This window comes from Pseudomonas sp. XS1P51, assembly GCF_054897845.1.
In genome coordinates, this window is sequence record NZ_CM142707.1 from 1,593,890 (window position 1) to 1,619,428 (window position 25,539).

The window sequence follows — 25,539 nt, forward strand, 5'->3', positions numbered from 1 at the left end:
AAGGCTGCGATCTTTGCTCTTTGCGTTACTTCAGTCCGACTTTGTAGAGCACGCCATCATCTTCATCGGTGAGCACATACAAATACCCATCCGGCCCCTGCCGCACATCGCGAATGCGCTTGTTGAGCTCGCCCATCAAGCGTTCTTCGTGAACCACCTTATCGCCGTCGAACTGCAAGCGAATCAACTCCTGGCTCACCAGCGCACCGATAAACACGTTGTGCTGCCAGACCTTGAAGCGGTCAGCGTCGTAGAACGCCATGCCGCTCAGCCCGGGGGATTTTTCCCAGACATGGTGTGGCCCAACGGTGCCTTCGGCAGTCTTGCCCTTGGCTTCCGGAATCGGCTGGCCTGAATAGTTGATGCCATGGGTTGCCATCGGCCAGCCGTAGTTCTTGCCACGCTCGATAATGTTGATCTCGTCGCCGCCCCGGGGGCCGTGCTCGTTTTCCCAAAGGACGCCGGTCCAGGGATTGAGCGCCGCACCTTGCGGGTTACGCTGGCCATAGGACCAGATTTCCGGGCGCACGCCGGCCTGACCGATAAAGGGGTTGTCGTCAGGCACCTTGCCATCCGGATAGATCCGCACCACCTTGCCTTGCAACTTGTCGAGGTCTTGGGCGGTTGGCCGGTCGTTGTTCTCGCCGAGGGTGATGAACAGGTAGCCATCGCGGTCGAACACCAGACGCGAACCGAAGTGATTGCCGACCGAAAGCTTGGGCTCCTGACGGAAGATCACTTTGAAATTCCTGATGGCTGTCAGGTCTTCCGACAGCTGTCCGCGACCGACCGCCGTGCCGGCCTTACCACCCTCACCGCCGCCTTCGGCATAGGACAGATAGACCGTGCGGTCCTGCTTGAAGTCGGGCGACAGCACCACGTCCAGCAAACCGCCCTGCCCCTTGGCCCAGACCTTTGGCACGCCGTTGAGCGGCGCCGAGAGCTTGCCATCGGCGCTGACCACTCGCAGGTTGCCGGGCCGCTCGGTCACCAGCATCCCTTGGCGATCGGGCAGGAACGCCAAGGCCCAGGGGTGATCCAGCCCCTTGACGATCGGCGTGACCTCAAGGGTGCCCTGTTCGCTTTTCAGTTCTTGTGTCGGCGCCGCGAAAACGGGTGCCACCGTGGTGATCAGTGCGCTGGCGCAGAGCGTGGCCAGGAGTTTTTTACGCAACATGCACGATTCCTTTTGTGGTCAGAATGGCTGGCAGTACTTGAGCCTTGCCGCTCAACGGTTGCTGGTGTCTGCGTCTCGATGAGGCGGATTGGGTATGAATTTCGGCGGGCTGACGGGGGCCGATCGATCCTGGGGATAGCGGTTGCCAATGCCACCATTGTCCAGGGTCGGCGGGCGCGGAACGGGTACGGTGTTGGGCCCGTGAATGGCCGGAGCGCTGGGTTGCGTGCCCTGCATGCTATTGGGATTGGCCCGGCGAATCGGGCTGTTGTAAGGATTACTGGCGTTGCCCGTCGGGCTCTGGGCCAGCAGCACGGGGGATGATGGCAATGCCGCGTCGGCCTGGGCCAGGCTGCTCAATGCCAACGCGGTGAGGCCAAGCATAAATCGGTTCATGGGGAGCCTCTTCACGTAAGCCTGGATAGGGTCTTCGATATCACGCTACGCCCAGGGTTCGGTTTTGTTAATCAAAACCTCCCCGGCAAGATGTAACACGAAGTTGATCCGCCGGCAGCTCCGGGCCACAAGCCGCTGAAACTTTTTCACCGGGCCACAGGTCACCTGATCATCACGCGGGAGTAGACGACGATGGCACGGGCAATCTGGAAAGGCGCAATCAGTTTCGGGCTGGTGCATATCCCTGTGGCGCTGGTCTCGGCAACGTCCTCCCAAGGCGTGGATTTCGACTGGCTCGACAGCCGCAGCATGGACCCGGTGGGCTACAAGCGCGTCAACAAGGTCACCGGCAAGGAAGTCACCAAAGAGCACATCGTCAAAGGGGTCCAGTACGAAAAGGGTCGCTACGTGGTGCTCAGCGAAGAGGAAATCAAATCGGCGCACCCGTTATCCACGCAAACCATCGACATCTTTTCCTTTGTCGACGCCGAACAAATTCCCCTGCAAAACATCGACACACCTTACTACCTGGCCCCGGATAAACGCGGTGGCAAGGTCTATGCGCTACTGCGCGAAACCCTCAGCAAAACCAACAAGGTTGCCCTCGCCCATGTGGTTTTGCATACCCGCCAGCATCTCGCCGCGCTGATGCCGCTGGAATCGGCCATGGTGCTGGTAATGCTGCGCTGGCCGGCGGAGGTACGCAGTCTCGACACACTGGAGTTGGGCAGCGAGGTGACCAAACCGGAACTGGCCAAGGGCGAACTCGATATGGCCAAGCGCCTGGTTCAAGACATGAGCGCCGACTGGAAACCCGAGGATTATCGCGACAGTTTCGAAGACAAGATCATGGCGCTGGTCGAGAAAAAGGCGAATGAAGGCAAGATCGAGGATGTGGAAACGGCGACCGGTGAAGAGGAGCGTAAGACTGCGGACGTTATTGATTTGACGGAACTGCTCAAACGTAGCCTTGGCGGCAAGGGTGCCGATAAAACCAAACCGGCCGCACACAAAAAAGCCACGAAGGCATCTCGTGGCTGATTGTGGGTTTTGCAGTAAAGGTTAAGACCCTATCGCGAGCAGGCTCGCTCCCACAGTCGACCGAGTTCCAATGTGGGAGCGAGCCTGCTCGCGATGGCGCCATACGCCACAACGAAAAAATCAGATCAGTACGAAAATCGCCAGCAACCCACCGAAAATCGCCCATTTTTCCAGGTAGTAGAGTTTGCGGTTGCGCTTCTTGAGCGCCTTGCCCCGCAGGCGAATCTTGTAGATTTTGGCGAACAGGCGGTTGATGCCACCGGTCTTGTCGCCTCCATCGTTCGGCGCGCCCGCCGCCGACATCACGTTACGGCTGAACCAGCCGTTGAAGGCCGTCGCCCAGCGATACTTCATCGGCCGCTCGATGTCGCAGAACAGAATGATGCGGTTCTGCTGAGTGGTGTTTTCGGCGTAATGAATGTAAGTCTCGTCGAACATCACCGCTTCACCGTCGCGCCAGTGGTAATTCTCGCCATCGACATTGATGTAGCAACCGGCATCGTTCGGCGTGTCCAACCCCAGGTGATAGCGATACGAACCGGCATAGGGATCGCGGTGACGCACCAGTTTGGAACCCGGCGGCAGCTCCGCGAACATCGCCGCCTTGATCGAACCGATGCTCTGCACCAGTTCGGTGGTGCGCGGGCAGAGTTTCATCGCAGAGGGGTGGCTGTCGCCGTACCACTTGAGGTAGAAGCGCTTCCAGCCGGTTTTGAAGAACGAGTTGAAACCGACGTCGTCATACTGGTTCGATCGCTTGATCTCACCAGCCTTGAGCAGGTTCTGGCCTTCGGCGCGGATTTCTTCCCAGTGGGTCTGCAACGGACTCAGGTCGGGAAAATCGGCCGGATCGAGGTAAGGCTTGTTGGGGATTTTCGAGAACAGGTAAAGGAAGCAATTGATCGGCGCGAGAAACGTCGAGTGGTCGCTCAATTGACGACCCAGTTTGTGGCGCACCCGACCGCGCAGATGAACATACGTAATGGATACAACATAAATAGCGGCGATGATGAGTTTCACGGAGATCGTCACACGTCAGAAGTGAACAAACTGCGTTCCCTGCCAGCCAGGCGGCCCAAGGGTCTTGTGCAGCGTCTGAATACGAAACAGCGTCCTGAGCTATGCCGCCGGTCGGCATCAGGTCGAAAGATGGCATATTAGCCATTATTTGTAACAAATAGTTAGCTTTCAGGTGTGAAAATCTGTCCGCTGATACTGCCAAAGTGCCCGTGGGGCCTCAACGCCCTATCGTTTAAAGAGCCAGACCAGTACAATCGCCGCCAAACATTACGCGCCCCCCTTGGTTGATGACGGGAATGAACCCCGTCTCAGCGCACTTCGACTCGGGCCAAGCGCTCCACATGCTGCTGTCCACTTATTGCCAGATGGACCTTCCGCTTCTGACCGGGATGCATTTCCCATGGTTTGAATACCGGAAACGGGTACTGAATCGGTACTGCCGCAACCCAAGCTACTCTGAATGCTTCGCAGGAAAAACCTTTGATCTCTACAGCTAACATCACGATGCAGTTCGGCGCCAAGCCGCTATTTGAAAACGTTTCGGTGAAATTCGGCGCGGGCAACCGCTATGGCCTGATCGGCGCCAACGGTTGCGGCAAGTCCACCTTCATGAAAATCCTCGGTGGCGACCTCGAGCCGTCGGGCGGCCAGGTCATGCTCGAGCCGAACGTGCGTCTGGGTAAATTGCGCCAGGACCAGTTCGCCTACGAAGAATTCACCGTGATCGACACCGTGATCATGGGTCACGAAGAGTTGTGGAAGGTTAAAGCCGAGCGCGATCGCATCTACTCGCTGCCGGAAATGACCGAAGAAGACGGCATGGCCGTGGCCGAACTGGAAACCGAGTTCGCTGAAATGGACGGCTACACCGCCGAATCCCGTGCCGGTGAACTGTTGCTGGGCCTGGGTATCGGCATCGAGCAGCATTTCGGCCCGATGAGCGAAGTGTCCCCAGGCTGGAAACTGCGCGTATTGCTGGCCCAGGCGCTGTTCTCCGATCCTGAAGTGCTGTTGCTCGACGAACCGACCAACCACCTGGACATCAACACCATCCGCTGGCTGGAAAACATTCTGACCCAGCGCTCCAGCCTGATGATCATCATCTCCCACGACCGTCACTTCCTGAACAGCGTGTGCACCCACATGGCTGACCTGGATTACGGCGAGCTGCGTCTGTTCCCGGGCAACTACGACGAGTACATGACCGTGGCGACCCAGTCCCGCGAGCAGCTGCTGTCGGACAACGCCAAAAAGAAAGCGCAGATTTCGGAACTGCAATCGTTCGTCAGCCGCTTCTCGGCCAACGCCTCGAAAGCCAAGCAGGCCACTTCCCGCGCCAAGGCGATCGACAAGATCCAGCTGGCCGAGGTCAAGCCTTCGAGCCGCGTGAGCCCGTTCATCCGTTTCGAACAAACCAAGAAGCTGCACCGTCAAGCGGTCATCGTCGAGCGCATGGCCAAAGGCTTCGACGGCAAGACACTGTTCAAGGACTTCAGCTTCCAGGTTGAAGCTGGGGAGCGCGTGGCGATCATCGGCCCGAACGGTATCGGCAAAACCACCCTGCTGCGCACCCTGGTCAACGAACTGACCCCGGATGCCGGCACCGTGAAGTGGACCGACGCCGCGGAACTGGGCTACTACGCCCAGGACCACGCGCACGATTTCGAAGACGACTGCAACCTGTTCGACTGGATGGGCCAATGGACCCAGGGCGGCGAGCAACTGGTTCGCGGCACCCTCGGCCGCATGCTGTTCTCCAACGACGAGATCCTCAAGTCGGTCAAGGTCATCTCCGGTGGCGAGCAAGGTCGCATGCTGTTCGGCAAGCTGATCCTGCAAAAACCGAACGTGCTGATCATGGACGAACCGACCAACCACCTGGACATGGAATCCATCGAGGCGCTGAACCTGGCGCTGGAGAACTATCCGGGCACGCTGATCTTCGTCAGCCACGACCGTGAGTTCGTATCGTCCCTGGCCACCCGCATCATCGAGTTGAGCGCCAGCGGCGTGATCGACTTCAGCGGGACCTATGACGACTACCTACGTAGCCAGGGCGTTGTGCTCTAAAACGCCCGCTGCAACTGAAAAGCCCCGTCCTGGTGACGGGGCTTTTTATTGTCTGAAGATCAAAAGATCGCAGGCTGCGCCAGCTCCTACTTTGGAATGCGTACCCCTGTAGGAGCTGGCGCAGCCTGCGATCTTTTGATCGTTAGCCTGCTTCCTTTTATTCCATGCCCGCGCCATGATGCAGTTCTCCCACCGCCGCCCGCGAACGAGCCCTCATGTCTGTGCAGCAGCTGCCACCGCAAAGCTCCATGGCGATCACCCTGCAGATCGTCTCCATCGTTTTCTATACCTTTATTGCCTTCCTCTGCATCGGCCTGCCGATTGCGGTATTGCCGGGCTATGTCCACGAACAGCTCGGCTTCAGCGCCGTCGTGGCGGGGTTGACGATTGGCTCCCAGTACCTCGCGACCCTGCTCAGCCGCCCCATGGCCGGGCGCGTGTCAGACACCATCGGCACCAAGCGAGCGATTGTTTACGGGTTGTCCGGGATTGTGTTGAGTGGCGTGCTGACATTGATTTCAACGCTGCTGCAAAGCGTTCCCCTGCTGAGCCTGTTGATTCTGATCGCCGGCCGTTTATTGCTGGGGATCGCCCAGGGCCTGATCGGGGTCGGCACCATCAGTTGGTGCATGGGCCAGGTCGGCGCAGAACACACCGCGCGCTCGATCTCCTGGAACGGCATCGCCTCCTATGGCGCCATTGCCATCGGTGCGCCGTTGGGGGTGGTGATGGTCGGTGAACTGGGGTTTGCCAGCCTGGGGATCGCGCTGTCGCTGCTGGCGCTGGCGGCGTTGCTGCTGATCCGTAACAAACCTTCGGTACCGGTGATTCGCGGTGAACGCCTGCCGTTCTGGGCGGTGTTCGGGCGTATTGCACCGTTTGGTGCGAGCTTGAGCCTGGCCTCTATCGGTTACGGCACCCTGACGACCTTTATTACCCTGTACTACCTCAGCCGCGGCTGGACCGACGCCGCGTACTGCCTGACGGTGTTCGGGGTGTGTTTCATTCTCGCGCGGCTGGTGTTCATCTCCAGCATCAGCCGCTTCGGTGGGTTTACCTCGGCGATTGCCTGCATGAGCATTGAAACAGCAGGCCTTGTGCTGCTGTGGCTCGCGCCTTCGACCGGTTTTGCGTCGATTGGCGCGGGCCTGACCGGGTTCGGTCTGTCGCTGGTATACCCGGCGCTGGGGGTTGAGGCGATCAAACAGGTGCCCAATTCCAGTCGTGGCGCGGGACTGAGTGCTTACGCAGTGTTTTTCGATCTGGCGCTGGCAATTGCGGGGCCGTTGATGGGCGCGGTGGCGTTGAACCTGGGGTATTCGTGGATTTTCTTCAGCGCGGCGCTGTTGTCGGTGACCGGACTGGGCTTGACCCTGTTACTGAAACGCCGCGCGATGGCCTGACACTGCATCCCTGTAGGAGCTGCCGAAGGCTGCGATCTTTTGCCTTTGCTTTTCCAAACAAAATCAAAAGATCGCAGCCTTCGGCAGCTCCTACAGGGGGTTGCGTTGGATCTTATTGATCGGCGGTCTGCATACCGGCCCGGGTCAGTTTACCCAGAGCATGTGAGAAGAACCGTCCGGCTTCGGAAATCAGGTTGCGGTGAATGTCTTCACGGTCGACCCCATCGGCATCGGTGCACAGCGCCGGCATGGCGATGATCTGCTCTTCGTTGCAAGGTGCCAGGAACACGAAGTGCCCTGCCCCGGCCAGCAATTTGAAGTCCGGTGCGATCGGCAGTTTGCGCGCCAGCGCCGCGGCGTTCTTGTCGAACGCCACCAGTTTGTCGCCGTCCCCGCTGTAAAGCAGTACCGGCACATGCACGTCGGCCAGGGTATGGCGGCCGAACTTCAGGCTCAGCGGCGCCATCAGCAGCAAGGCATGGACGCGTGGATCGGCCACCGGCTGCAAATCATCACGATCGACAATCAATTCGCCCTGAGTATTGCAGGCATCGCGGTCATCCGGACGCTCCTGGCAATAGCGACGCAGACGATCCAGGTCAGGTGTCGCACCAGACAGGATCAACGCAGTCTCACCGCCCGCCGAGTAACCGATCACACCGACCTGTTCGGCATTGACGAAAGGCGCCAGCATGCGGTCGCCCAAGGTGGCGGTAATGGCTTCGGAAATCTGGATCGGCCGCCCATAAAGGTTGCTCAAGGTGCCGAGACGGCTGTGGTCTTTGGAGTTGTCGCCGGGATGGATCACCGCCACCACCACAAACCCTTTGCGCGCCAACGACGTCATGAGGTCGTGCAGGGCCAGCGGGGTTCCGGTGTTGCCGTGGGACAGCATCAGCATCGGGAAACGGCCGATGGCAACCCGGGTGTCTTCGCCCGCTTCGACGGTGTAGCCCTCAAGTTTGCTGGAGTGTTCCTTGTCGCTGGAGGGATAGAACGCGATGGCGCGCATCGGTTGCAGGTCCAGCGGATCGAGAAAACTCATCTCATGGAAACCGACGCTCCAGTGAGGATGCGGCGCAGGCGCGGCGTGCACTGAATTCAGGCTGCTGAGCAGGAAAACCAGTAACGTTGCCCAAAGACGCACCATGGGATGCCCCACCTTTGTTACTTGACCGGGAAGCCCGTTCTCCTTCGGATACCGAGGACGCGGCCTTGTGCCAGTGATTGCTGCCGCCAAGGTCGTTGCTGAACGGGGACGTTAACCCTCGATTGCATAACCTGGGCCACACTCTGAAAAAATCTGCAATGATCAGAAACAAAAAACTCCATATCTGGCACTTGCGTGATCAGAATACAGAGTTTTTGGGGTATTGCCTGAGCTGTGTGATTTTTTTTACACAAGCCTTACGCAACGGCGAACAATTGCTCGCTGATTTGCGTCTGCGCGTCGCTCATGGCTTTGGTGCGCACTTCGTCACCGTAAGCCAAGCCGTGAGCACGGACGAACTCGATGTCGGTGATACCGAGGAAGCCGAACATCACCTTCAAGTATTCTTCGTGAGCAACGCCGGTCGCCTGACCGACATGCAGACCGCCAGCCGTCGAAACGATCACGACTTTCTTGCCACCGCACAGGCCTTCAGGGCCGGCTTCGGTGTAACGGAAGGTCTGGCCGGCAACGGCGATGCGGTCGATCCAGGCCTTGAGTTGGGTCGGGATGGTGAAGTTGTACATCGGCGCTGCAATCACGACGGCATCAGCGGCGAGGAATTCGGCCAGCGTCGAAGCACTCAGCTCGGCTTCATGCTGTTGGGCGGCATTGCGCAGTTCAGCGGTGGTGCCGGCGGCAACCAGGGTCGTGGCGGAGAAATGGCTGATGGCATCGGCGGCCAGGTCGCGGTAGGTCACGACGGCAGTCGGCTCGGCGGTTTGCCAGGCTTTAACGACTTCGCTGCTCAGCTGACGGGACGCCGAGTTGTCACCAAGAATGCTCGAATCGATATGCAGCAGTTTCATATGGGATCTCCAGGTGAGGATCGCTACGAGGCGATCTAATGGAGACAATCCTACAGACGAAACCAATAGCTGATTAGACGGCAACAATGCGATAGTTCGTCCCACTGATAGAACAATCGAGCTAACACCATGCAAGACCTCAATGACCTCTACTACTTCGCCAAGGTGGTTGAAGCCGGTGGTTTCGCGGCGGCCGGGCGCTTGCTGGGGATCCCCAAGTCGCGCTTATCACGACGGATCGCCGAGCTGGAAGAACGCCTGGGCGCGCGCCTGCTGCAACGCACCACCCGGCAACTCAAGCTAACCGCCGTGGGCGAGCGCTATCTGCGGCATTGTCAGGCAATGCTGCTGGAAGCCGAGATGGCCGACGAAGCGGTGGCCAGCATGTCCAGCGAACCTCGCGGGCGGCTGCGGGTGTCCTGCCCTGTCGGGCTGGCGCATGAGATGCTGCCGACGGTGATCAGCCGATTTCTCGAAAAATACCCTCAGGTTCAACTGGAAGTCATGCTGCTCAACCGCCGGGTCGATCTGGTGACCGAAGGCGTCGATGTCGCCCTGCGGGTCCGCGAGCTGGGTGATGAAGACCCCCTGCTAGTCACCCGGCGTCTGCGCCAGGCGCAGATGCTCATGGTCGCCAGCCCGGACTTTCTCCACGGCCGGCAAATCAATCATCCCGAGGACCTCAAGGGCCTGCCGGTGCTCGGCGCCCTGGAAGCCGACCGCATGGTGCACATACGCATGCTCGATCAACAGGGCAAAAGCTGCGACCTGGCACTGGAAGCGCGGCTGGGCATCGACGACTTCATCGTGCGCAGAGCCTGCACCCTCGCCGGCCAGGGCTTTACCATGCTGCCGATGATGTATTGCGAGCAGGAGCTGGAAGACGGCTCGCTGGTGCAATTGCTGCCCGACTGGTCATTGCCTGGCGGCTGGCTGCAAGCGGTCTACCCTCATCGGCGCGGGGTGATGCCGGCAGTACGCGCCTGGATCGACCATTTGGTCGAGTCATTCAATGCCTGTGGGGACCGACTGATATGAAAGCTGGACGCATGAGCGAAGAGGACGTCGCGACATTCTGTCTCGCGCTGCCCGGCGCGCGGGAAGACTATAAATGGGGAGGTGTGCGGGTGTTTTCGATTGCCGGCAACAAGATGTTCGCCTTGCAGAACCTGCGGGGCGAGTCCCTGGCCTTCAAGGTCGACAAGGATTTGTTTCTCGGCCATTGCGATCGTCCGGGCATTCATCCGGCACCTTATCTGGCGCGGGCCCAGTGGATCATCATGGAAACGCCCTACCCGCTGGGCGCCGAAGAACTGCAAGGCTTGTTGCAGCGCTCCCATCAACTGGTGGTGAGCAAGTTACCCAAGCGCACCCAAGTCGGATTGCTGCTTTAAAACAGCGCCAGCAGATTGGCACCGAGGAACATCTGGTCGATCCAGAACACTTGGTGCAGCAGCACGATCATCCAGAACAGCAGCTGAAACGACACCTTGCGCGTCTTGTGCCGAAACACCTGCTGGGCCAGCAACGCACCCGGCCAGCCACCGGCGAACTCCACTGCGTGCAGAACGTTCTCCGGCGTACGCCAACGGTCGGTGCGTGCCTTGTGCTTGTCACGCCAATAAAGGAAGAACGCCAGCACGCTGACCACGCCGTAGGCCGCCAGGGGAATCACCGAAACCCCACGCAGCCACAACGACATCGAACCCAACAACGGCAGCGCGCACAGCAGCGCAAACACCAGCAATTTCAGCCGCAGGTTCTGTACCCCGCCCCCGGAACCGCGTCCGGGGTAGTTGCGTGCGCTGCCATCATTCATGGTTTGACCGAAGTCCAGTCGACCCAGCCGAACTGCCAGGAGGCCAGGATGACCAGGCCAAACGCGATGCGATACCAGGCAAACGCCGCATAGCTGTGGCTGCCGATGAACACGAGCAAAGCTCTGACGGCAATCATCGCGAAGATGAATGCCGTGACGAAACCGATCGCGAACACCGGAAAATCAGCCGGAACGAACAGGTCGCGATACTTGTAGCCCGAGTACACCGCCGCGCCGACCATGGTCGGCATCGCCAGGAAGAACGAGAACTCGGTGGCGGTCTTGCGCGACAAGCCGAACAGCAAGCCGCCAATGATCGTCGAGCCGGAACGCGATGTCCCGGGAATCATTGCCAGGCACTGGGCAAAGCCGACTTTCAGGGCGTCTTTCCAGGTGATTTCGTCGACGGTGTGGGCATGCACTTCATGCTGACGCTGCTCAGCCCACAGCATGACGATACCGCCCCCGACCAACGCCGTGGCCACGGTGATCGGGTTGAACAGATACTCGTGGATCAGATCAGCGAAAATCACCCCCAACACCACGGCCGGCAGGAAGGCTATCAGCAGGTTCGCGGTAAAGCGTCGAGCACTTGGTTGGGTCGGTAAACCGATGACTACGTCGAAGATCTTGCGGCGAAACTCCCACACCACCGCCAGGATCGCCCCCAACTGGATAATGATGTTGAAGGCCATGGCCCGCTCACCACCGAAGTTGAGCAAGTCGGCCACGATGATTTGGTGACCGGTACTGGAAATCGGCAAAAACTCCGTCAGCCCTTCTACAACCCCAAGAATCAATGCCGAAAAAGCAGTCCAAAGATCCATCAATCCCCCAAGAAGCAATGCGCCACGGCATGCCCCGTTAATATTTTTTTCAGAACGTTGACTGCGGTCAGCGTCGCTGCTGCACCGCGCGCATAGAATCCGGACGAAACCGTAAAAGTTTCGTGAAAGATAAACTTGAATTCAGGTTTTTCCATGCGGGGCCGAAATCCTATCAGACAAGGCTGATTAACGCTGCCACGTTATTGGACTTGGGTCGGATATGCCCGATCGGCAAAGTGTGGTTGGATGCTGGCGATCGTTTATTACAAGAAAAAGAAACTGGAGTGACAGCGTTATGAACAGCTTGCGCAATATGTCGATCAGCCGCCGTTTGTGGCTCATTTTGATCGTGGCCGTCATGATGCTTTTGACATTGGGCGTGTTGATGCTCAAGCAGATACACGATGACCTCTACCACGCCAAGGTCCAGAAAACCGAGCACGTGGTGCAAACCGCCAGTGGCGTTCTGAACTATTACCACGACCTCGAAACCGCCGGCACGCTGACCCGCGAAGCCGCGCAGAAACAGGCACTGAGTGCCGTTCGCGGCCTGCGCTATGACCAGAGCGACTACTTCTGGATCAACGACCTGACGCCGGTGATGGTCATGCACCCGGCCAACCCGAAACTTGAAGGCCAGAACCTCTCGACGATCCGCGACCCGGATGGTTTTGCGCTGTTCAATGAAATGGTCGCCATCGCCAAGGCCAAAGGTGCCGGTACGGTTGACTACCGCTGGCCAAAACCGGGTGCCAACGCCCCCGTAGAAAAAACCTCCTACGTCAAACTGTTCGAACCCTGGGGCTGGGTGATCGGCTCGGGGGTGTACATCGATGACGTGCAGGCCGAGTTTTATGACCAGGTCTGGAAGGCCACGTTTGTCGGGCTGGTGATTGCCCTGTTTATGGCGTTGCTGGTGATCCTGATTGCCCGCAGTATCGTCCGTCCGCTCCAGGAAACCGTGAACGCCATGGCCAACATCGCCAGCGGCGAGAGCGACCTGACCCGCAGCCTCGACACCCATGGCCAGGATGAAGTCACGCAACTGGCCCGGCACTTCAATGCCTTCACCGCCAAGCTGCGGCTGGTGATCAGCGAGTTGCAGGTGTCCGCCAGCGCCCTGGGCCAGTCGTCCAGCGACTTGGGCAACGACGCCGCCCAGGCACAGCAACGCAGTCAGCAACAGTCCCAGCAGATGGAACTGGTCGCTACGGCCATCAATGAAGTGACCTATGGCGTGCAGGACGTCGCGAAGAATGCCGAGCATGCCGCCAGCGAAATGCGCGATGCCGAGTCTCAGGCGCAGCAAGGCCAGGTCAACATCGATGGTAGCCTGCAACAGATCGACAAGTTGTCGTCCACCATCGATCAGGCGGTGGAAGTGATTCGCACCCTGGCCGCTGAAAGCACCCAGATCGGCAGCGTCCTGGAAGTGATCCGCTCCATCGCCGAGCAAACCAACCTGCTGGCCCTCAACGCGGCCATCGAAGCCGCCCGTGCCGGCGAGCAAGGTCGGGGTTTTGCGGTGGTGGCTGATGAGGTCCGACTACTGGCCCAGCGCACCCAGAAATCCACGGCTGAAATCCAGGCGATGATCGAGCGCCTGCAAAGTCACTCCGAAGCGGCGGTCAAGGTGATCAGCGACAGCAGCCGGGCCTCTCAACTGACCATCGAGCAGGCCGGCCTTGCCGGTGCAAGCCTGAACGCCATTGGCCAGGCGCTGCGCAACCTCAACGGCCTGAACGCCTCCATCGCCAGCGCAACGTTGCAACAGGCCCATGTGGTCGAGGACATCAACCAGAACGTCACCCAGGCGGCCGGCTTGTCTCACAGCACGGCGCTGGCGGCGGAACAGTCGAGCCTGGCCAGCGTTCGTCTCAAGGAATTGAGCGAGCAGTTGAACGGGTTGCTCAAGCAGTTCCGGGTGTAGCCCGAAAAGATCGCAGCCTGCGGCAGCTCCTACGCCGACCGCATACCCCTGTAGGAGCGGCCGCAGGCTGCGATCTTTTGATCTTCAAACTTCGCGCCTACCCGTTACAATCGCCCCCTCTTCGATTTCCCCCAAGGAACCTCCATGTCCGGGCTTGAGCTGTTTGCCGCCGCCCTCGGTGTCACTGCCGTCTGGTTGACGGTCAAACAGAACCCCTGGTGCTGGCCGATCGGCCTGGTCATGGTGCTGCTTTATAGCTGGATCTTTTTCGAGGTGAAGCTGTATTCAGACATGCTGCTGCAAGTGATCTACGCCGCCTTACAGCTCTATGGCTGGTGGCAGTGGACGCGTGCGGGTGATGCGCATCAGGGGCGCCAGGTCAGCCAGCTCGATGGAAAATCAGTAGGGCTGAGCCTGGCCATCGGCGCCGTCGGCAGTCTGTTGCTGGGCGCTGCAATGGCGCACTGGACCGATGCCGCCCAGCCCTGGCTCGATGCGGCGCTGACCGGATTCAGCCTGGTGGCGCAGTTATGGATGGCACAGAAGCGCGTGCAATGCTGGCCGCTGTGGATCGTCCTGGATGTGATCTTCGTCGGTCTGTTTATCTATAAAGGCATGTACCTGACCGCCGGGCTCTACACGCTATTCACCCTGATTGCGGTGCAAGGCTGGCGGGAATGGCGCGCCGATCCGGCGTTGCGCACATGAAAGTCCTGGTGCTCACCGGCCCCGAGTCCAGCGGCAAGAGTTGGCTGGCGGCCGAGTTGCAAGCGCATTTCGGCGGGGTCCTGGTCGACGAATATGTGCGCTGGTTCGTCGAGCAGAACCCACGAGACACCTGCCTGGCCGATATTCCTGATATCGCCCGCGGGCAGCTGCAATGGGAGGACGAAGCCCGCGCACGGCAGCCGCCGTTGCTGATTCTTGACACTCACCTGCTGAGCAACATTCTCTGGAGCCAGAACTTGTTTGGCGATTGCCCGGCCTGGATCGAACAAGCGCTGCTGGCCCGGCACTACGACCTGCATTTGCTGCTGTCTCCAGAATTCGTGGAGTGGGCGGATGATGGCCAGCGTTGCCAGCCCGAACTGAGTGAGCGCCTGGCTTTTTTCAACACGACCCTGGCCTGGCTGAAACAACATCGACAACCCTTTCAAGTGCTGCAGGGTGACTGGGCAGAACGCCGTAGTCAGGCCTTGCAAGCCGTTACGGTGCTGCTCGGTAACTGATCCTGCTTTTGGGGTGTTTTCCCCAGCGTTTCCCCCTGTTTTTGGGGAAAAGTGTCCACTCCTGAAACACCCTTCCCGCTCCAAACAGGCCGTTTCAAAGGCCTTCGCGCCCTTGGCATGTCACTTGTTAAGCACGTGATACACCATACCGCAAACCCTTGATCTAGAGCTTCGCGACCGTTTTAGACGGTTGTGGGCGCTGTTGGGTGTCTCAAACATGAAACAACGCTGACACAGTGCTCCCGGAAAAAATCCATAACCTATTGAATTAAAATACTATTTAAAAACCGGCACAGCTTTCGCTCTCTCCTTCACAACGCTGACTAGGGCCAGCCCACAAAAGAAGGAATTGCCGCCGTGGGGACTATCAATAAAGGCTTGACCTGCCTCCTCCTGATTGGATGTGCCGCCAGCTCGGTACTCAGCTTCACCGCTCAAGCAGATGGCAACGGCACCATTATTCTTACTCGTGACGTTCAGCCTGTTCATTTTGGCCGTAACGGTGGCACGGATCCCAACCCGACCACCGTCAATGCCAACCCTTCTGCGCGGATCAATCAGAACATTGCCAACAACGAGTTGAGCGACGGTGACTTCGCCAGCGTGGCCAGCGGCTCGTCCATTCGCAACACCATCGCCCCGAACGGGGGCATCCACGGCCTCAACGTCGTCACCAACCCCAATGGCATGCCCGGCATGGGCGCAGGCCACGGCGGCAGCGGTGGTGGCGCGATTTCGGGAACCATCAACCGCGCCATGAGTTCCGGCCTCGCCCCACTGGGCAGACTGGCTGGAGGCAAATGACATGAATCGTTCCCTCCTGTTCCTCGCCTTGTTCGCCTGCACCAGCGTCATGGCTGATTCCAGTGTCAGCACAGTGAACAACGCCACCATTCAAAACTCCGGCACGCAATACAGAGGCAATTTCAACGTCAACCAGGCGTCCGGTGATCAACAGCAACAAACCAACGTTCGTGCGATCGCCATTGGCACCGAAGCCAGCGCGACCACCACCGTCATCCAGAGAATCGATACCCCCGCCAATCCGTCGATGAACGCGACGGCCACCATTGGCGGCACCTCTTTCAGTAATGGCAACGGTGTACTGGGCGTGAACCAGGGTGCCGGGGCCAACAACCAGATGGCCAACGTCATGCGCATCAGCATCAGTGCTGCACCGCAAGCCGTTGACGATAGCGCCCTTTCTCAACAGAACGTGGCGTTGCTACCAAGCTCAGGAGCAACTGGCACCCCAATCGGCAGTCGCCAGGTCGTTACCAGCGACCAGGCCTTCACCGGCAGCCGGGGCGTGATTCAGGTGAACCAGAGTGCCGGGGTGGGGAACCGAATGGCTAACACCCTGAGCATCCGGGTCGCTGACTGACCCAAACGCAGTGCGATTAGAAAGTACCAACACTTAACCAACTAATTAAGCACGGAGAAACACCATGAAACCTACAATGGCCTTAAAACCACTGGTTTTCGCTCTCGCAGCAGTGATGGCAATCGCAGCACAAGCAGGCGGTCGTGATAACGATCATGGAAATGGGCATGGTAATGGTAACGGTCATGGCAACAACCATGACCCTAAAGGCCCAACCCTGGAACAACTGCTGCAAATCACTGCCGGCGCCGGGGCCGCCGTCATCGACGTACAAAGCAGCTCGGGCAACGGCGTGTTGAACCAAGGCACCAAAAACGACGCCAAAATCGACAACTCGCTCAATGGCTCCAACGGCAACATGGGCGCCAACGTTGCAGCTGGCGACGGCAACCAACAAGACAACGCCGCGGCACTGGCTACTGCTGACGAAAGCTTCATCTTCGGTACTGCAGTCGCTGCTTCCAGCGCCACACAAACCAACACCGGCAACGCTGTTGCCAACTACTCTAATACCAACAGCGCAAACATGACCAATGCGGCCAACAACGGCTCCGGCAACATCGGTGTCAACTTGACAGCCGGCAACTTCAACCAACAGAAAAACAACCTGGCTATCGCTGTATCGGGTGGTCGTGTGGCAACAGCTGCTGCTGCGGCTAACCAAACCTCCAGTGGGCTGGTTGTCAACAACTACGGCACTCAGACCTGGAAAAAAGATACTCTGGTCGGTACCTTTAACGCTGCTGGCGTGTTCGTAGCCGCAGGCACTGCCACCACCCAAGATGATGATAACGGGCACGGCAATGGCCATGGCAATGACAACAGAGGCGGCAATGGCGGTGGTCATGGCGGCGGTCATGATGACGGCACCACTTCTGACTTCGTTGCAGTTGGCGTATTCGGCCTGGCTGGCGTAACCACTCAACAAGTGCTGACCGCAGATGGCTGGAAAAACCCTGTAACCAACACTGCCAACATGAGCAACTCGCTGAACGGCTTCTCCGGCAACGGCGGCGCCAACGTATCGGCTGGTGTAGGCAACCAACAAAGCAACTCGCTGTCCATCGCTGCTGGCTGCAAAGTCTGCCTGTAATCGCGATCGAAATGAAAGCCCCGGCAACGGGGCTTTTCCACAGTCCGCAAAGGCGTATCGATCATGCGTAAGACTGCCCTTTTCGCCCTCCTCTGCCTGTCTGGCCTGACTCAGGCCGCACAGATGCCGGTTGCCGCCCTGCCTGGCGGCATGTTGGTCTACAAGGAAGTACAGAGTGTGCGTGAACGCAAGTTCAGCGACATCGTCGAACAGAAAACCGATTTCAGCTGCGGCGCCGCCGCACTGGCAACGATATTACGCCAGGCCTATTGGCTCGATGTCGATGAGGAGCACGTCATCAAAGGCATGCTGGTCAACGCTGACCAGGACCTTGTTCGTACTCAAGGTTTCTCCATGCTGGACATGAAGCGCTACATAGAAAGCATCGGCATGCGCGCCCGGGGCTACAAAATCCCACCCGAAAAGTTGGACGCAGTAACGATTCCGGTGGTGGTACTGATGGACATTCGCGGCTACAAGCATTTCGTGGTGATGCAGCGGGCAGACAAGGATTGGGTCTATATCGGCGACCCGGTACTCGGTCACAAACGCTACTCCCATGATGACTTTGTCAAAGGTTGGAACGGCATTGTCTTCGCTATCGTAGGTCCCGGTTATGAAAAAACTAATGCACTACGCAGTCCACCGGTCCCCCTGACAGCCAAGAACAAGCTGGATAACTTCAACCCGGTCAAAGATGCTGAATTGATGGACTTTGGTTTCATACAGAGCGACTTCTTTTAATCGCCAAAAAGATGTTATTGGGGCTGGACGCCCTGGGAGCAGCAGATGAAAACCTCATACTGGCTGGCCGCCGCCTGCATGGCAGCGAGCGCTTCAAGTTTCGCCAACGGATTTAAACCCATCGAAATCAGCGATCAGCAGCTCGGCGAGTTGCGCGGTCGTTACGTCATGCCGGGCCGGATCATCAGCTTCGGCATTGTCATGAGCAGTACCTGGCGCAACGCCAGTGGTGATCTGATCGGTGCGACCAGCTCGATGCAGATCCAGTCATCGACCGTAAGACCCGAATTCTATGTTTCAACCTACAGCCAGACCGGCGACGGCAGTACGCCAGGTCAAGGTACCGGCAATGTTGTGGGCGGCTCTGGCCTGAACAGCACCCAGGGCGTCATCCAGAGCGTACGTGCAGCTGGCGATGGCAACAGCGCCTACAACAACGTCTCCATCAACGTCGGAGAAGGTCGGGCCCCTGCCCTGAGCCCTGGTCAAGGTCAGCTGCTGATGAGCGGACAAACCATTTCCGGTAGCAATGCCGCTGGAAGTATTGCCGTATCCGCCACGGGCGGCGGCATCCGCATGGCCATCGCAGCCAACAACAACCAAGGCTCGACCATGCAACAAGTTGGCCGGGGCGGGCTGCTGCAGAACACCCAGTTACTGGGTAACAGCAACATGGTCAGCAACATGACTCAACTCAACGTGGTACTCAATAATAATGGGCCAAGTGCCGGTGCATTGGATTGCAATCTTTCTCAACTAACCGCACTACGCACCTTGGGATATTGAACTACGCTGACTCTCGATCATTGGGCTTAAAGGGACGGCTTATTTCATGTATCGATCAGTATCACTGCGCGCAGTTGTATGTTTGAGCACTCTCTTCCCGGCGGCGATGCTGCAAGCAGCGCCCGATGCGGATGTAGAGCTTCTGAAACAAGAGCTTCTGGAGCTGAAGCAACGATACGAAGTACAACAAAAAGCCCTGGCGGTACTCGAGCAACGGGTCCGCCAGGTCGAAGATCAACCGGCAACCCCTCAACCCAAACGCCTGGCCAAATCGCCAGCGGACATGAAAGGCAATCAGGTGGCTACCGGTACCGGCGCCGCGGCCGCTTCAGGGGGAGCCGCCGGGGGTGGCAGTTCCTACGGGCAATCGCTGGCAGATGATTCACAACCGGCACAAAGCGTTTCCAACCTCTATGACGAGGCCAGCGGATTCTTCGGCGGCGGCAAATTCAGTTTCGAAACCGGAATCACCTACTCCAGATACGACACCCGCCAGCTGATTCTCAACGGCTTCCTCGCACTGGACTCGATCTTTCTGGGCAACATCAACCTCGACCGGATCAAGGCCGATACCTGGACGCTTGACCTCACCGGCCGCTATAACTTCGACAACCGCTGGCAGTTTGACCTGAACGTGCCAGTGATCTACCGCGAATCGACGTACCAGTCCGGCGGGGGCAACGACGGATCCGCAGGCGTCACCACCGAAGATACTGTCACCCGGGATCCAACCATTGGCGACGTCAACTTCGGTATCGCCTACAAATTCCTGGACGAATCGGTCAATACCCCGGATGCCGTGGTCACCTTGCGGGTCAAGGCGCCTACCGGCAAGGATCCGTTCGGTATCAAGCTGCGCCAGACCGACGAGAACACCAACCTGTTCGTGCCTGACACCCTGCCCACCGGTAACGGCGTCTGGTCGATCAGCCCTGGCATCTCGCTGGTCAAAACCTTCGACCCGGCCGTGCTGTTCGGTAGCTTGTCCTACACCCACAACTTCGAGGAGTCTTTCGACGACATCAGTTCCACCGTCAACCAGAAAACGCCTGGCAAGGTGAGGATCGGCGACAGCTTCCAGATCGGTGCCGGTATTGCGTTCGCACTGAACGAAAAGATGAGTATGTCGTTCTCGGTGTCTGACCTGGTGCAACGTAAAAGCAAGATCAAGGAAGACGGCGGGGAATGGCAATCGGTTACCTCCAGCGATGCCAACGCCGGTTACTTCAACATCGGCATGACCGTTGCGGCCACCGACAACCTGACCATCGTACCCAACCTGTCCATCGGCCTCACGGACGATGCTCCGGACTTCACCTTCAGCCTGAAATTCCCGTACTACTTTTGATCCACAATAACGAAGCCCCGCTACGATTTCGATCGTAGCGGGGCTTTTTATTGCATGAAGATCAAAAGATCGCAGCCTTCGGCAGCTCCTACGGTGGGATGCGTTCACTCTGTAGGGGCTACCGAAGGCTGCGATCTTTTGATCTTGCGCTCAGCGGATCTGGTGCTTGTGCAGCAATCGGTAAAAGGTCGGCCGCGACACGCCCAATACACGGGCGGCGACGCTCAGGTTATCGCTGTGGCGATTCAACACATCGCACAACGCCTGGCGCTCGGCGCGGGTCTTGTAGTCTTCGAGGGTGCCCATCGGTGTGGCGATGGTCTGTTGACTGATCAGCCCCAGGTCTCGCGCCTCGATCTGCCGTCCTTCGGCCAACACCAGCCCGCGACGTACCCGGTTGGCCAACTCACGAACGTTGCCCGGCCAGTCATGCTTGCCCATGGCAATCAGCGCGTCTTCGCTGAAACTGCGAGGACGGCGACCGGTTTCATGGCTGTAGAAATGGGAAAAGTGGTTGGCCAGCATCGACAAATCGCCGTGACGCTCACGCAACGGGGCGGTGACGACTTGCAGTACGTTCAGGCGGTAGTACAAGTCTTCGCGAAAGCGTTTCTTCTCGATGGCGGCCTCAAGATCCACGTGAGTCGCCGCCAATACCCGCACGTCCACCGGAATCGGCTGACTGCCGCCGACACGCTCGATGTGTTTTTCCTGCAGGAAACGCAGCAGATTGGCTTGCAGCTCCAGGGGCAAGTCACCGATTTCATCGAGAAACAGCGTTCCGCCGTTGGCCGCTTCGATCCGCCCGACCTTGCGCTGATGGGCGCCGGTAAAGGCGCCCTTCTCGTGGCCAAACAGTTCGGACTGGATCAAGTGTTCGGGGATCGCGCCGCAATTGATGGCGACAAAGGGTTTGCTGTGACGCTGGGACTGTCGATGGAGCGTGCGGGCGACCAGTTCTTTACCGGTCCCGCTTTCACCACGAATCAATACCGGGGACTCGGTGGGCGCCAGTTTGCTCAGCAGCTTGCGCAGTTCGCGAATGGGCTTGCTGTCGCCAAGCAACTCGTGCTCGGGCTGATCAATGTGAACCGTGCCCTGCCCGCGCAGGCGTGCCATGCCGAACGCTCGCCCCAGCGTAACCTGAACTCGGGACACATCGAACGGCAGGGTATGGAAATCGAAAAACCACTCGCAGACAAAGTCGCCGACATTCTGCAACCGCAGCACTTCCTGGTTGAGTACGGCGATCCACTCGGTGCCGCTGCGGCTGATCAGCTCTTTGACGGCTTCCGGGCGTTCCAGATGAAAAGGCTGCAAACGTAACAGGCCCACGTCGCAGGTTCGGTCGGCGGCATTTTCCAGGGTACAGCTGTCAACGTCCCACCCTATAGAGCGCAAACCGGGCAGCAGACGATGGCAGTCGTCGCAAGGATCCACTACTAACAAACGTCGTAACGCGGGCGCTTCGTTCATGACTGTTCCTTGGCGCCAAATTATAGGAAATTTTATTAAAAACAGTCATTTGGCAGACCTGGCTGTAACATTAGCAAGAATTTGACGTGAGCTTGTACCGATTGACTATAGGGATGACGCGTAAGCAGTTATAAGAAACGGCTTTGTTAGTTACCTAACGAGTCAAACCTTTCATTCCGCTTTCATTACCGGCCTGAATGTTGAATCAATGAAAGAAAGTTGAAATTTCTTTTGATTATGTGTGACCCGAACCCCGGTTGCGGGCATCAGTACAAGTAACCAGCCGAACGGTAAGCCCAACCGTCGGCACATCACTTGATTGGGCATACAGAGAGAAGACCCTGATGAACGCCCCGCTCCGTATCAACGAAGCTCTTTTGATTGCCGACCGCGCATTCCGGCCTTTCCAGTGCGTGGCCTGGGCACCACAGGACGGTAACGGTGAACTCAACCTGACCGTCATCGACCGTACCAGTAACAGTATAGGTCGCAAGCAGATCCCGAGCAGTGCCTATACCGACCCCGCACAACTTGAAAGCGTGCTCAACGAAGCACGTGACGAATTGAGCAAAGAAGGCTACACGCTGCAATCGTGGTCCATGCCGCACTAATCGTTTTGCGGATTACTTCACAGTAATCCGCACCCTCCCCTAGATCGTTAGTTAGCTGGCTTTCACGCCATCCAAACTTGCGACCTCTGTTTATTCGAACGTTTACGCCTCCAACTACTTGGCAGACTTGTCAGTGGTTCGAAAAGACACTGTTCTGGCACAAAACGACCCTCCGCCTGTTAGTTCTGACAGTTGTGCATGCAGTCGTTCAGGGATTGAATGATCTCCCTAAATAGTCGCCACCCCAACTCCTGGATCGGGACGACTCGCAAGGAGATGCGTGCATGTCAATCCAGACCGCTTTCGCCTTACCTGCTGCAACGCTGAACGACGCCGGAAACCTCGATAAAACCTTTGCCGGCAGTGGCAAAACCCAGGTGTATTTCGCGGGCAGCACCTCAAGCATGGCCAATGGGGTCGCGATTGATTCATGTGGCCGGTTGCTGGTGGCAGCGAAGGTCGGAGCCCAAGGCGGTAGTCGTCTTGGCCTGGCTCGCCTGCTGGCGGACGGCTCGGCAGATCTGGCATTCGGCAATCAAGGCAGCGTCATCGGCAAGTTCGAACACGGCTTCGAAGCCATGGCAGATAAAGTGCTCATACTGCCCGACGGATGCATTCTGGTAGCCGGCCTGCACTATGAAAATGCGCACCGGACACTGCCCGCCCTCGCACTGTTTGATCAGCAAGGCAAACCGGTTCCAGGTTTTGGCGACAACGGACGCTGCGTCGTACGCCTGCCGGGCAACCTGTCCCAGGGCGTGCGCGATGCCTGGTTACCACCCGGCGTACCGGGCGCCGAAGCCTGTGATGTCTTTGTGCAGGAGGACGGTCGAATCCTGCTGCTGGCCAATCATCATTTCGAACTGGCCGATCACGTCGGCATGCTGATACGGCTCAACGCCGATGGCTCGCTGGACGATTCCTTCAACGGTCGCGGCTTCGTCGTCGTCAGGCACCTGCTGATGAACACCTGGCTCAGCAGTCTGCTGGTACTGCGCGACGGCCGGATCCTGGTGGGCGGCTCGATTAACTTCCCGGAAGAAGGCCTGATCGCGCGTTATCACACCGACGGCAGGCTCGACGACAGTTTCGCCGTGGATGGTTTCATGAGTTTCATGGCTCAGGGACGTAACGTTCAGGTCAGCCAAATCGTCCAGCAGGACAATGGCGACTTGCACTGTTTTGGCAGCAGCCGCAACCCGATGCATTGCATGGCACTGAAAGTCCACGGTAACGGTCGCCCGGATATTCATTTCAACGGTGGCCAGCCGCAATTGTTGGAAATCGGCCACAGCGGCTGCCAGTGGACCGCCGCCCAGGCGCTTGCGGACGGTGGCGTGCTGACTGTTGGTGCCACCATCGGTGGGGTCGAAGCCGACTTTATTCTGGCCCGGCATCTGCCCGACGGACAGCTCGATTGCAGCTTCGGCAATGGCATCGGCTGGGTTCGCACCCGCCTCGGTCGAAGCCTGGATACCGCGACATCGTTGGCCGTGCAGGCCGACGGCAACGTTGTTGTAGGCGGCTACTCACTGGATGGCAACTATCGGGCGGTCGTCGCACGCTATCTGGGGTAGGCCAATGTATTTTTCCTACACTTGATCTTCCCTTCCGCTTACGGCAAGTTGCGTGCTTCTTAAAACAAGGAGCAGCCGATGTCCGGTTCAATGACCCAGGCGTTCGCGCACAATTTTCTCGGGCATTCACCCCGCTGGTACAAGGCGAGCATTGTCGGCTTTCTGATGCTCAACGCCCTGGTGCTATGGACCGTCGGCCCGGTAGCAGCTGGCTGGCTGCTGGTGCTGGAGTTCATCTTTACCCTGGCCATGGCGCTCAAGTGTTATCCCTTGATGCCCGGCGGCCTGCTGTTGGTCGAGGCGCTGCTGCTTAAGATGACCACGCCCCAGGCACTTTATGACGAACTGGTGCATAACTTCCCGGTGATCCTGCTACTGATGTTCATGGTGGCGGGCATCTACTTCATGAAAGACCTGCTGCTGTTTTTGTTCTCGCGACTGTTGCTGGGGGTTCGATCCAAGGCCCTGCTGGCGTTGATGTTCTGTTTCCTCTCGGCGTTTCTGTCGGCGTTTCTCGATGCCTTGACCGTGACGGCAGTGATCATCAGTGCCGCCGTCGGGTTTTACTCGGTGTATCACCGCGTCGCCTCGGGCAACGATCCGCGTCAGGACAGCGCCTTCAGCGATGACCAGCGACTGCCAAAACTCCATCATGCCGACCTCGAACAGTTCCGCGCCTTCTTGCGCAGCCTGCTGATGCACGGTGCCGTGGGCACCGCACTCGGTGGCGTTTGCACCCTGGTCGGCGAGCCGCAGAACCTGCTGATCGGCCATGAGATGGGTTGGCACTTCGCGGAATTCTTTGTGAAAATCGCTCCGGTTTCGTTACCCGTGCTGGTGGCAGGTCTGGTGACCTGCGTGCTGCTGGAGAAACTGCGCTGGTTTGGTTACGGCACGCTGCTGCCGGACAACGTGCGCGCAGTGCTGACCAATTACGCAGCCGAAGACAACGCCGAACGCACCTCGCGCCAACGCGCGGCGTTGATTGTTCAAGGGCTGGCGGCGCTGATTCTGATTGCCGGCCTGGGGTTTCACATCGCTGAAGTCGGCCTGATCGGTTTGATGGTGATCGTGCTGATCACCGCCTTCACCGGCATCACCGACGAGCATCGCATCGGCAACGCGTTCAAGGACGCCATGCCGTTCACGGCGTTGCTGGTGGTGTTCTTCGCCGTGGTCGCCGTGATTCACGATCAGCAGCTGTTCACGCCACTGATCCAGTGGGTACTGGCCCTGCCGGCGGATCAACAGCCGGGCATGCTGTTTATTGCCAACGGCTTGCTGTCGGCCATCAGCGACAACGTGTTCGTCGCGACCATTTACATCACCGAAGTGAAACAGGCCTTCCTCTCCGGCCACATGAGCCGTGAGCATTTCGAGACATTGGCCATTGCGATCAACACCGGTACCAACCTGCCGAGTGTGGCGACGCCCAATGGTCAGGCCGCTTTCCTGTTCCTGCTGACGTCGGCGATTGCGCCGCTGATTCGCCTGTCGTACGGGCGGATGGTGTGGATGGCGTTGCCGTACACCGTGGTGATGGGGGCTCTTGGCTGGTACGCCGTAAGCTACTGGCTGTAACACCGCTC

General features: G+C 58.5%; 26 protein-coding genes. 17 read left to right on the forward strand and 9 right to left on the reverse strand.

Annotated features, from left to right (window positions below; genetic code table 11):
- Positions 1-25: 25 nt before the first annotated feature.
- Together ACYZUD_RS07245 and ACYZUD_RS07250 are read right to left on the reverse strand one after the other, a co-directional pair.
- Entirely contained in the window at positions 26-1,177 is a 1,152-nt protein-coding gene (locus tag ACYZUD_RS07245) for a PQQ-dependent sugar dehydrogenase (protein WP_462023312.1), read from the reverse strand.
- 51 nt (positions 1,178-1,228) lie between these two features.
- Complete coding sequence (locus tag ACYZUD_RS07250; RefSeq protein WP_462023313.1) at positions 1,229-1,573, reverse strand: hypothetical protein; 345 nt, start codon at positions 1,571-1,573, stop codon at positions 1,229-1,231.
- Positions 1,574-1,765: 192 nt separating this feature from the next.
- On the opposite strand from ACYZUD_RS07250, the gene ku reads away from it, so the two are divergent.
- Positions 1,766-2,614 carry a non-homologous end joining protein Ku gene (gene ku / locus ACYZUD_RS07255; RefSeq protein ID WP_462023314.1) on the forward strand — a complete coding sequence of 283 codons (849 nt, stop codon included), beginning with the start codon at positions 1,766-1,768 and terminating at the stop codon, positions 2,612-2,614.
- A gap of 120 nt (positions 2,615-2,734) precedes the next feature.
- On the opposite strand, the gene lpxO is transcribed toward ku, so the two are convergent.
- Positions 2,735-3,634: a lipid A hydroxylase LpxO gene (gene lpxO / locus ACYZUD_RS07260; RefSeq protein WP_462023315.1), complete on the reverse strand. Its 900-nt coding sequence runs from the start codon at positions 3,632-3,634 to the stop codon at positions 2,735-2,737.
- Between the two features lie 480 nt (positions 3,635-4,114).
- Here lpxO and ACYZUD_RS07265 point away from each other — a divergent pair, with 480 nt between their 5' ends.
- On the forward strand, positions 4,115-5,704 hold the full coding sequence (locus ACYZUD_RS07265; protein WP_462023316.1) for an ABC-F family ATPase: 1,590 nt from the start codon (positions 4,115-4,117) through the stop codon (positions 5,702-5,704).
- Positions 5,705-5,919: 215 nt separating this feature from the next.
- Positions 5,920-7,107 (forward strand): MFS transporter, encoded by a 1,188-nt coding sequence (locus ACYZUD_RS07270; RefSeq protein WP_462023317.1) that lies wholly within the window; start codon positions 5,920-5,922, stop codon positions 7,105-7,107.
- 112 nt (positions 7,108-7,219) lie between these two features.
- On the opposite strand, the gene ACYZUD_RS07275 is transcribed toward ACYZUD_RS07270, so the two are convergent.
- Together ACYZUD_RS07275 and ACYZUD_RS07280 are read right to left on the reverse strand one after the other, a co-directional pair.
- Entirely contained in the window at positions 7,220-8,257 is a 1,038-nt protein-coding gene (locus tag ACYZUD_RS07275; RefSeq protein ID WP_462023318.1) for an alpha/beta hydrolase family protein, read from the reverse strand.
- Between the two features lie 257 nt (positions 8,258-8,514).
- Positions 8,515-9,126, reverse strand: a complete 612-nt coding sequence (locus ACYZUD_RS07280) for an FMN-dependent NADH-azoreductase (RefSeq protein ID WP_462023319.1) — start codon at positions 9,124-9,126, stop codon at positions 8,515-8,517.
- A 129-nt stretch (positions 9,127-9,255) separates the two neighbouring features.
- Between ACYZUD_RS07280 and ACYZUD_RS07285 the strand changes: the two genes are divergently transcribed.
- Both ACYZUD_RS07285 and ACYZUD_RS07290 read left to right on the forward strand, forming a co-directional pair.
- On the forward strand, positions 9,256-10,164 hold the full coding sequence (locus ACYZUD_RS07285) for a LysR substrate-binding domain-containing protein (RefSeq protein WP_462023320.1): 909 nt from the start codon (positions 9,256-9,258) through the stop codon (positions 10,162-10,164).
- Positions 10,161-10,520: an MmcQ/YjbR family DNA-binding protein gene (locus ACYZUD_RS07290; RefSeq protein ID WP_462023321.1), complete on the forward strand. Its 360-nt coding sequence runs from the start codon at positions 10,161-10,163 to the stop codon at positions 10,518-10,520. The genes ACYZUD_RS07285 and ACYZUD_RS07290 overlap by 4 nt, the downstream gene beginning before the upstream one ends.
- Here the strand turns inward: ACYZUD_RS07290 and ACYZUD_RS07295 are convergent.
- From ACYZUD_RS07295 to ACYZUD_RS07305, 3 genes are read right to left on the reverse strand one after another with little or no spacing between them, the layout of a single operon-like run.
- Positions 10,517-10,945: a DUF1294 domain-containing protein gene (locus tag ACYZUD_RS07295; protein ID WP_462023322.1), complete on the reverse strand. Its 429-nt coding sequence runs from the start codon at positions 10,943-10,945 to the stop codon at positions 10,517-10,519. The two genes, ACYZUD_RS07290 and ACYZUD_RS07295, sit on opposite strands and share 4 nt — an antisense overlap.
- Positions 10,942-11,772, reverse strand: a complete 831-nt coding sequence (locus ACYZUD_RS07300) for an undecaprenyl-diphosphate phosphatase (protein ID WP_462023323.1) — start codon at positions 11,770-11,772, stop codon at positions 10,942-10,944. Before ACYZUD_RS07300 ends, ACYZUD_RS07295 begins: the two co-directional genes overlap by 4 nt.
- Entirely contained in the window at positions 11,772-11,927 is a 156-nt protein-coding gene (locus ACYZUD_RS07305) for a hypothetical protein (protein ID WP_462023324.1), read from the reverse strand. Before ACYZUD_RS07305 ends, ACYZUD_RS07300 begins: the two co-directional genes overlap by 1 nt.
- A gap of 140 nt (positions 11,928-12,067) precedes the next feature.
- On the opposite strand from ACYZUD_RS07305, the gene ACYZUD_RS07310 reads away from it, so the two are divergent.
- The 9 genes from ACYZUD_RS07310 to ACYZUD_RS07350 all read left to right on the forward strand — a co-directional run bounded on the left by ACYZUD_RS07310 (position 12,068) and on the right by ACYZUD_RS07350 (position 20,286).
- Positions 12,068-13,702, forward strand: a complete 1,635-nt coding sequence (locus ACYZUD_RS07310; protein WP_462023325.1) for a methyl-accepting chemotaxis protein — start codon at positions 12,068-12,070, stop codon at positions 13,700-13,702.
- 144 nt (positions 13,703-13,846) lie between these two features.
- Positions 13,847-14,410, forward strand: coding sequence for a nicotinamide riboside transporter PnuC (gene pnuC, locus ACYZUD_RS07315; RefSeq protein ID WP_462023326.1), 564 nt, complete (start codon positions 13,847-13,849; stop codon positions 14,408-14,410).
- Complete coding sequence (locus ACYZUD_RS07320; RefSeq protein ID WP_462025199.1) at positions 14,407-14,931, forward strand: AAA family ATPase; 525 nt, start codon at positions 14,407-14,409, stop codon at positions 14,929-14,931. The genes pnuC and ACYZUD_RS07320 overlap by 4 nt, the downstream gene beginning before the upstream one ends.
- A 357-nt stretch (positions 14,932-15,288) precedes the next feature.
- Positions 15,289-15,735 (forward strand): hypothetical protein, encoded by a 447-nt coding sequence (locus tag ACYZUD_RS07325; RefSeq protein ID WP_462023327.1) that lies wholly within the window; start codon positions 15,289-15,291, stop codon positions 15,733-15,735.
- 1 nt (position 15,736) lies between these two features.
- Complete coding sequence (locus tag ACYZUD_RS07330; protein WP_462023328.1) at positions 15,737-16,315, forward strand: adhesin; 579 nt, start codon at positions 15,737-15,739, stop codon at positions 16,313-16,315.
- Positions 16,316-16,379: 64 nt separating this feature from the next.
- On the forward strand, positions 16,380-17,408 hold the full coding sequence (locus ACYZUD_RS07335) for a heme utilization protein (RefSeq protein WP_462023329.1): 1,029 nt from the start codon (positions 16,380-16,382) through the stop codon (positions 17,406-17,408).
- 63 nt (positions 17,409-17,471) lie between these two features.
- A complete protein-coding gene (locus tag ACYZUD_RS07340; RefSeq protein ID WP_462023331.1) occupies positions 17,472-18,152 on the forward strand; it encodes a C39 family peptidase in 681 nt (226 codons plus the stop codon).
- Positions 18,153-18,197: 45 nt separating this feature from the next.
- On the forward strand, positions 18,198-18,938 hold the full coding sequence (locus tag ACYZUD_RS07345) for a hypothetical protein (RefSeq protein ID WP_462023332.1): 741 nt from the start codon (positions 18,198-18,200) through the stop codon (positions 18,936-18,938).
- Between the two features lie 46 nt (positions 18,939-18,984).
- Positions 18,985-20,286, forward strand: a complete 1,302-nt coding sequence (locus ACYZUD_RS07350; protein WP_462023333.1) for a transporter family protein — start codon at positions 18,985-18,987, stop codon at positions 20,284-20,286.
- 150 nt (positions 20,287-20,436) lie between these two features.
- Here the strand turns inward: ACYZUD_RS07350 and ACYZUD_RS07355 are convergent, their stop codons facing one another.
- A complete protein-coding gene (locus ACYZUD_RS07355) occupies positions 20,437-21,762 on the reverse strand; it encodes a sigma-54 dependent transcriptional regulator (protein WP_462023334.1) in 1,326 nt (441 codons plus the stop codon).
- 344 nt (positions 21,763-22,106) lie between these two features.
- Here ACYZUD_RS07355 and ACYZUD_RS07360 point away from each other — a divergent pair, with 344 nt between their 5' ends.
- The 3 genes from ACYZUD_RS07360 (at position 22,107) to nhaB (ending at position 25,531) form a co-directional block, all read left to right on the forward strand.
- Positions 22,107-22,373, forward strand: a complete 267-nt coding sequence (locus ACYZUD_RS07360) for a hypothetical protein (RefSeq protein WP_462023335.1) — start codon at positions 22,107-22,109, stop codon at positions 22,371-22,373.
- A gap of 284 nt (positions 22,374-22,657) precedes the next feature.
- Positions 22,658-23,950, forward strand: a complete 1,293-nt coding sequence (locus ACYZUD_RS07365; protein WP_462023336.1) for a hypothetical protein — start codon at positions 22,658-22,660, stop codon at positions 23,948-23,950.
- 78 nt (positions 23,951-24,028) lie between these two features.
- The gene (gene nhaB, locus ACYZUD_RS07370; RefSeq protein WP_462023338.1) at positions 24,029-25,531 is read left to right on the forward strand and encodes a sodium/proton antiporter NhaB; all 1,503 of its coding nucleotides are present in this window, start codon (positions 24,029-24,031) and stop codon (positions 25,529-25,531) included.
- Positions 25,532-25,539: the final 8 nt, after the last annotated feature.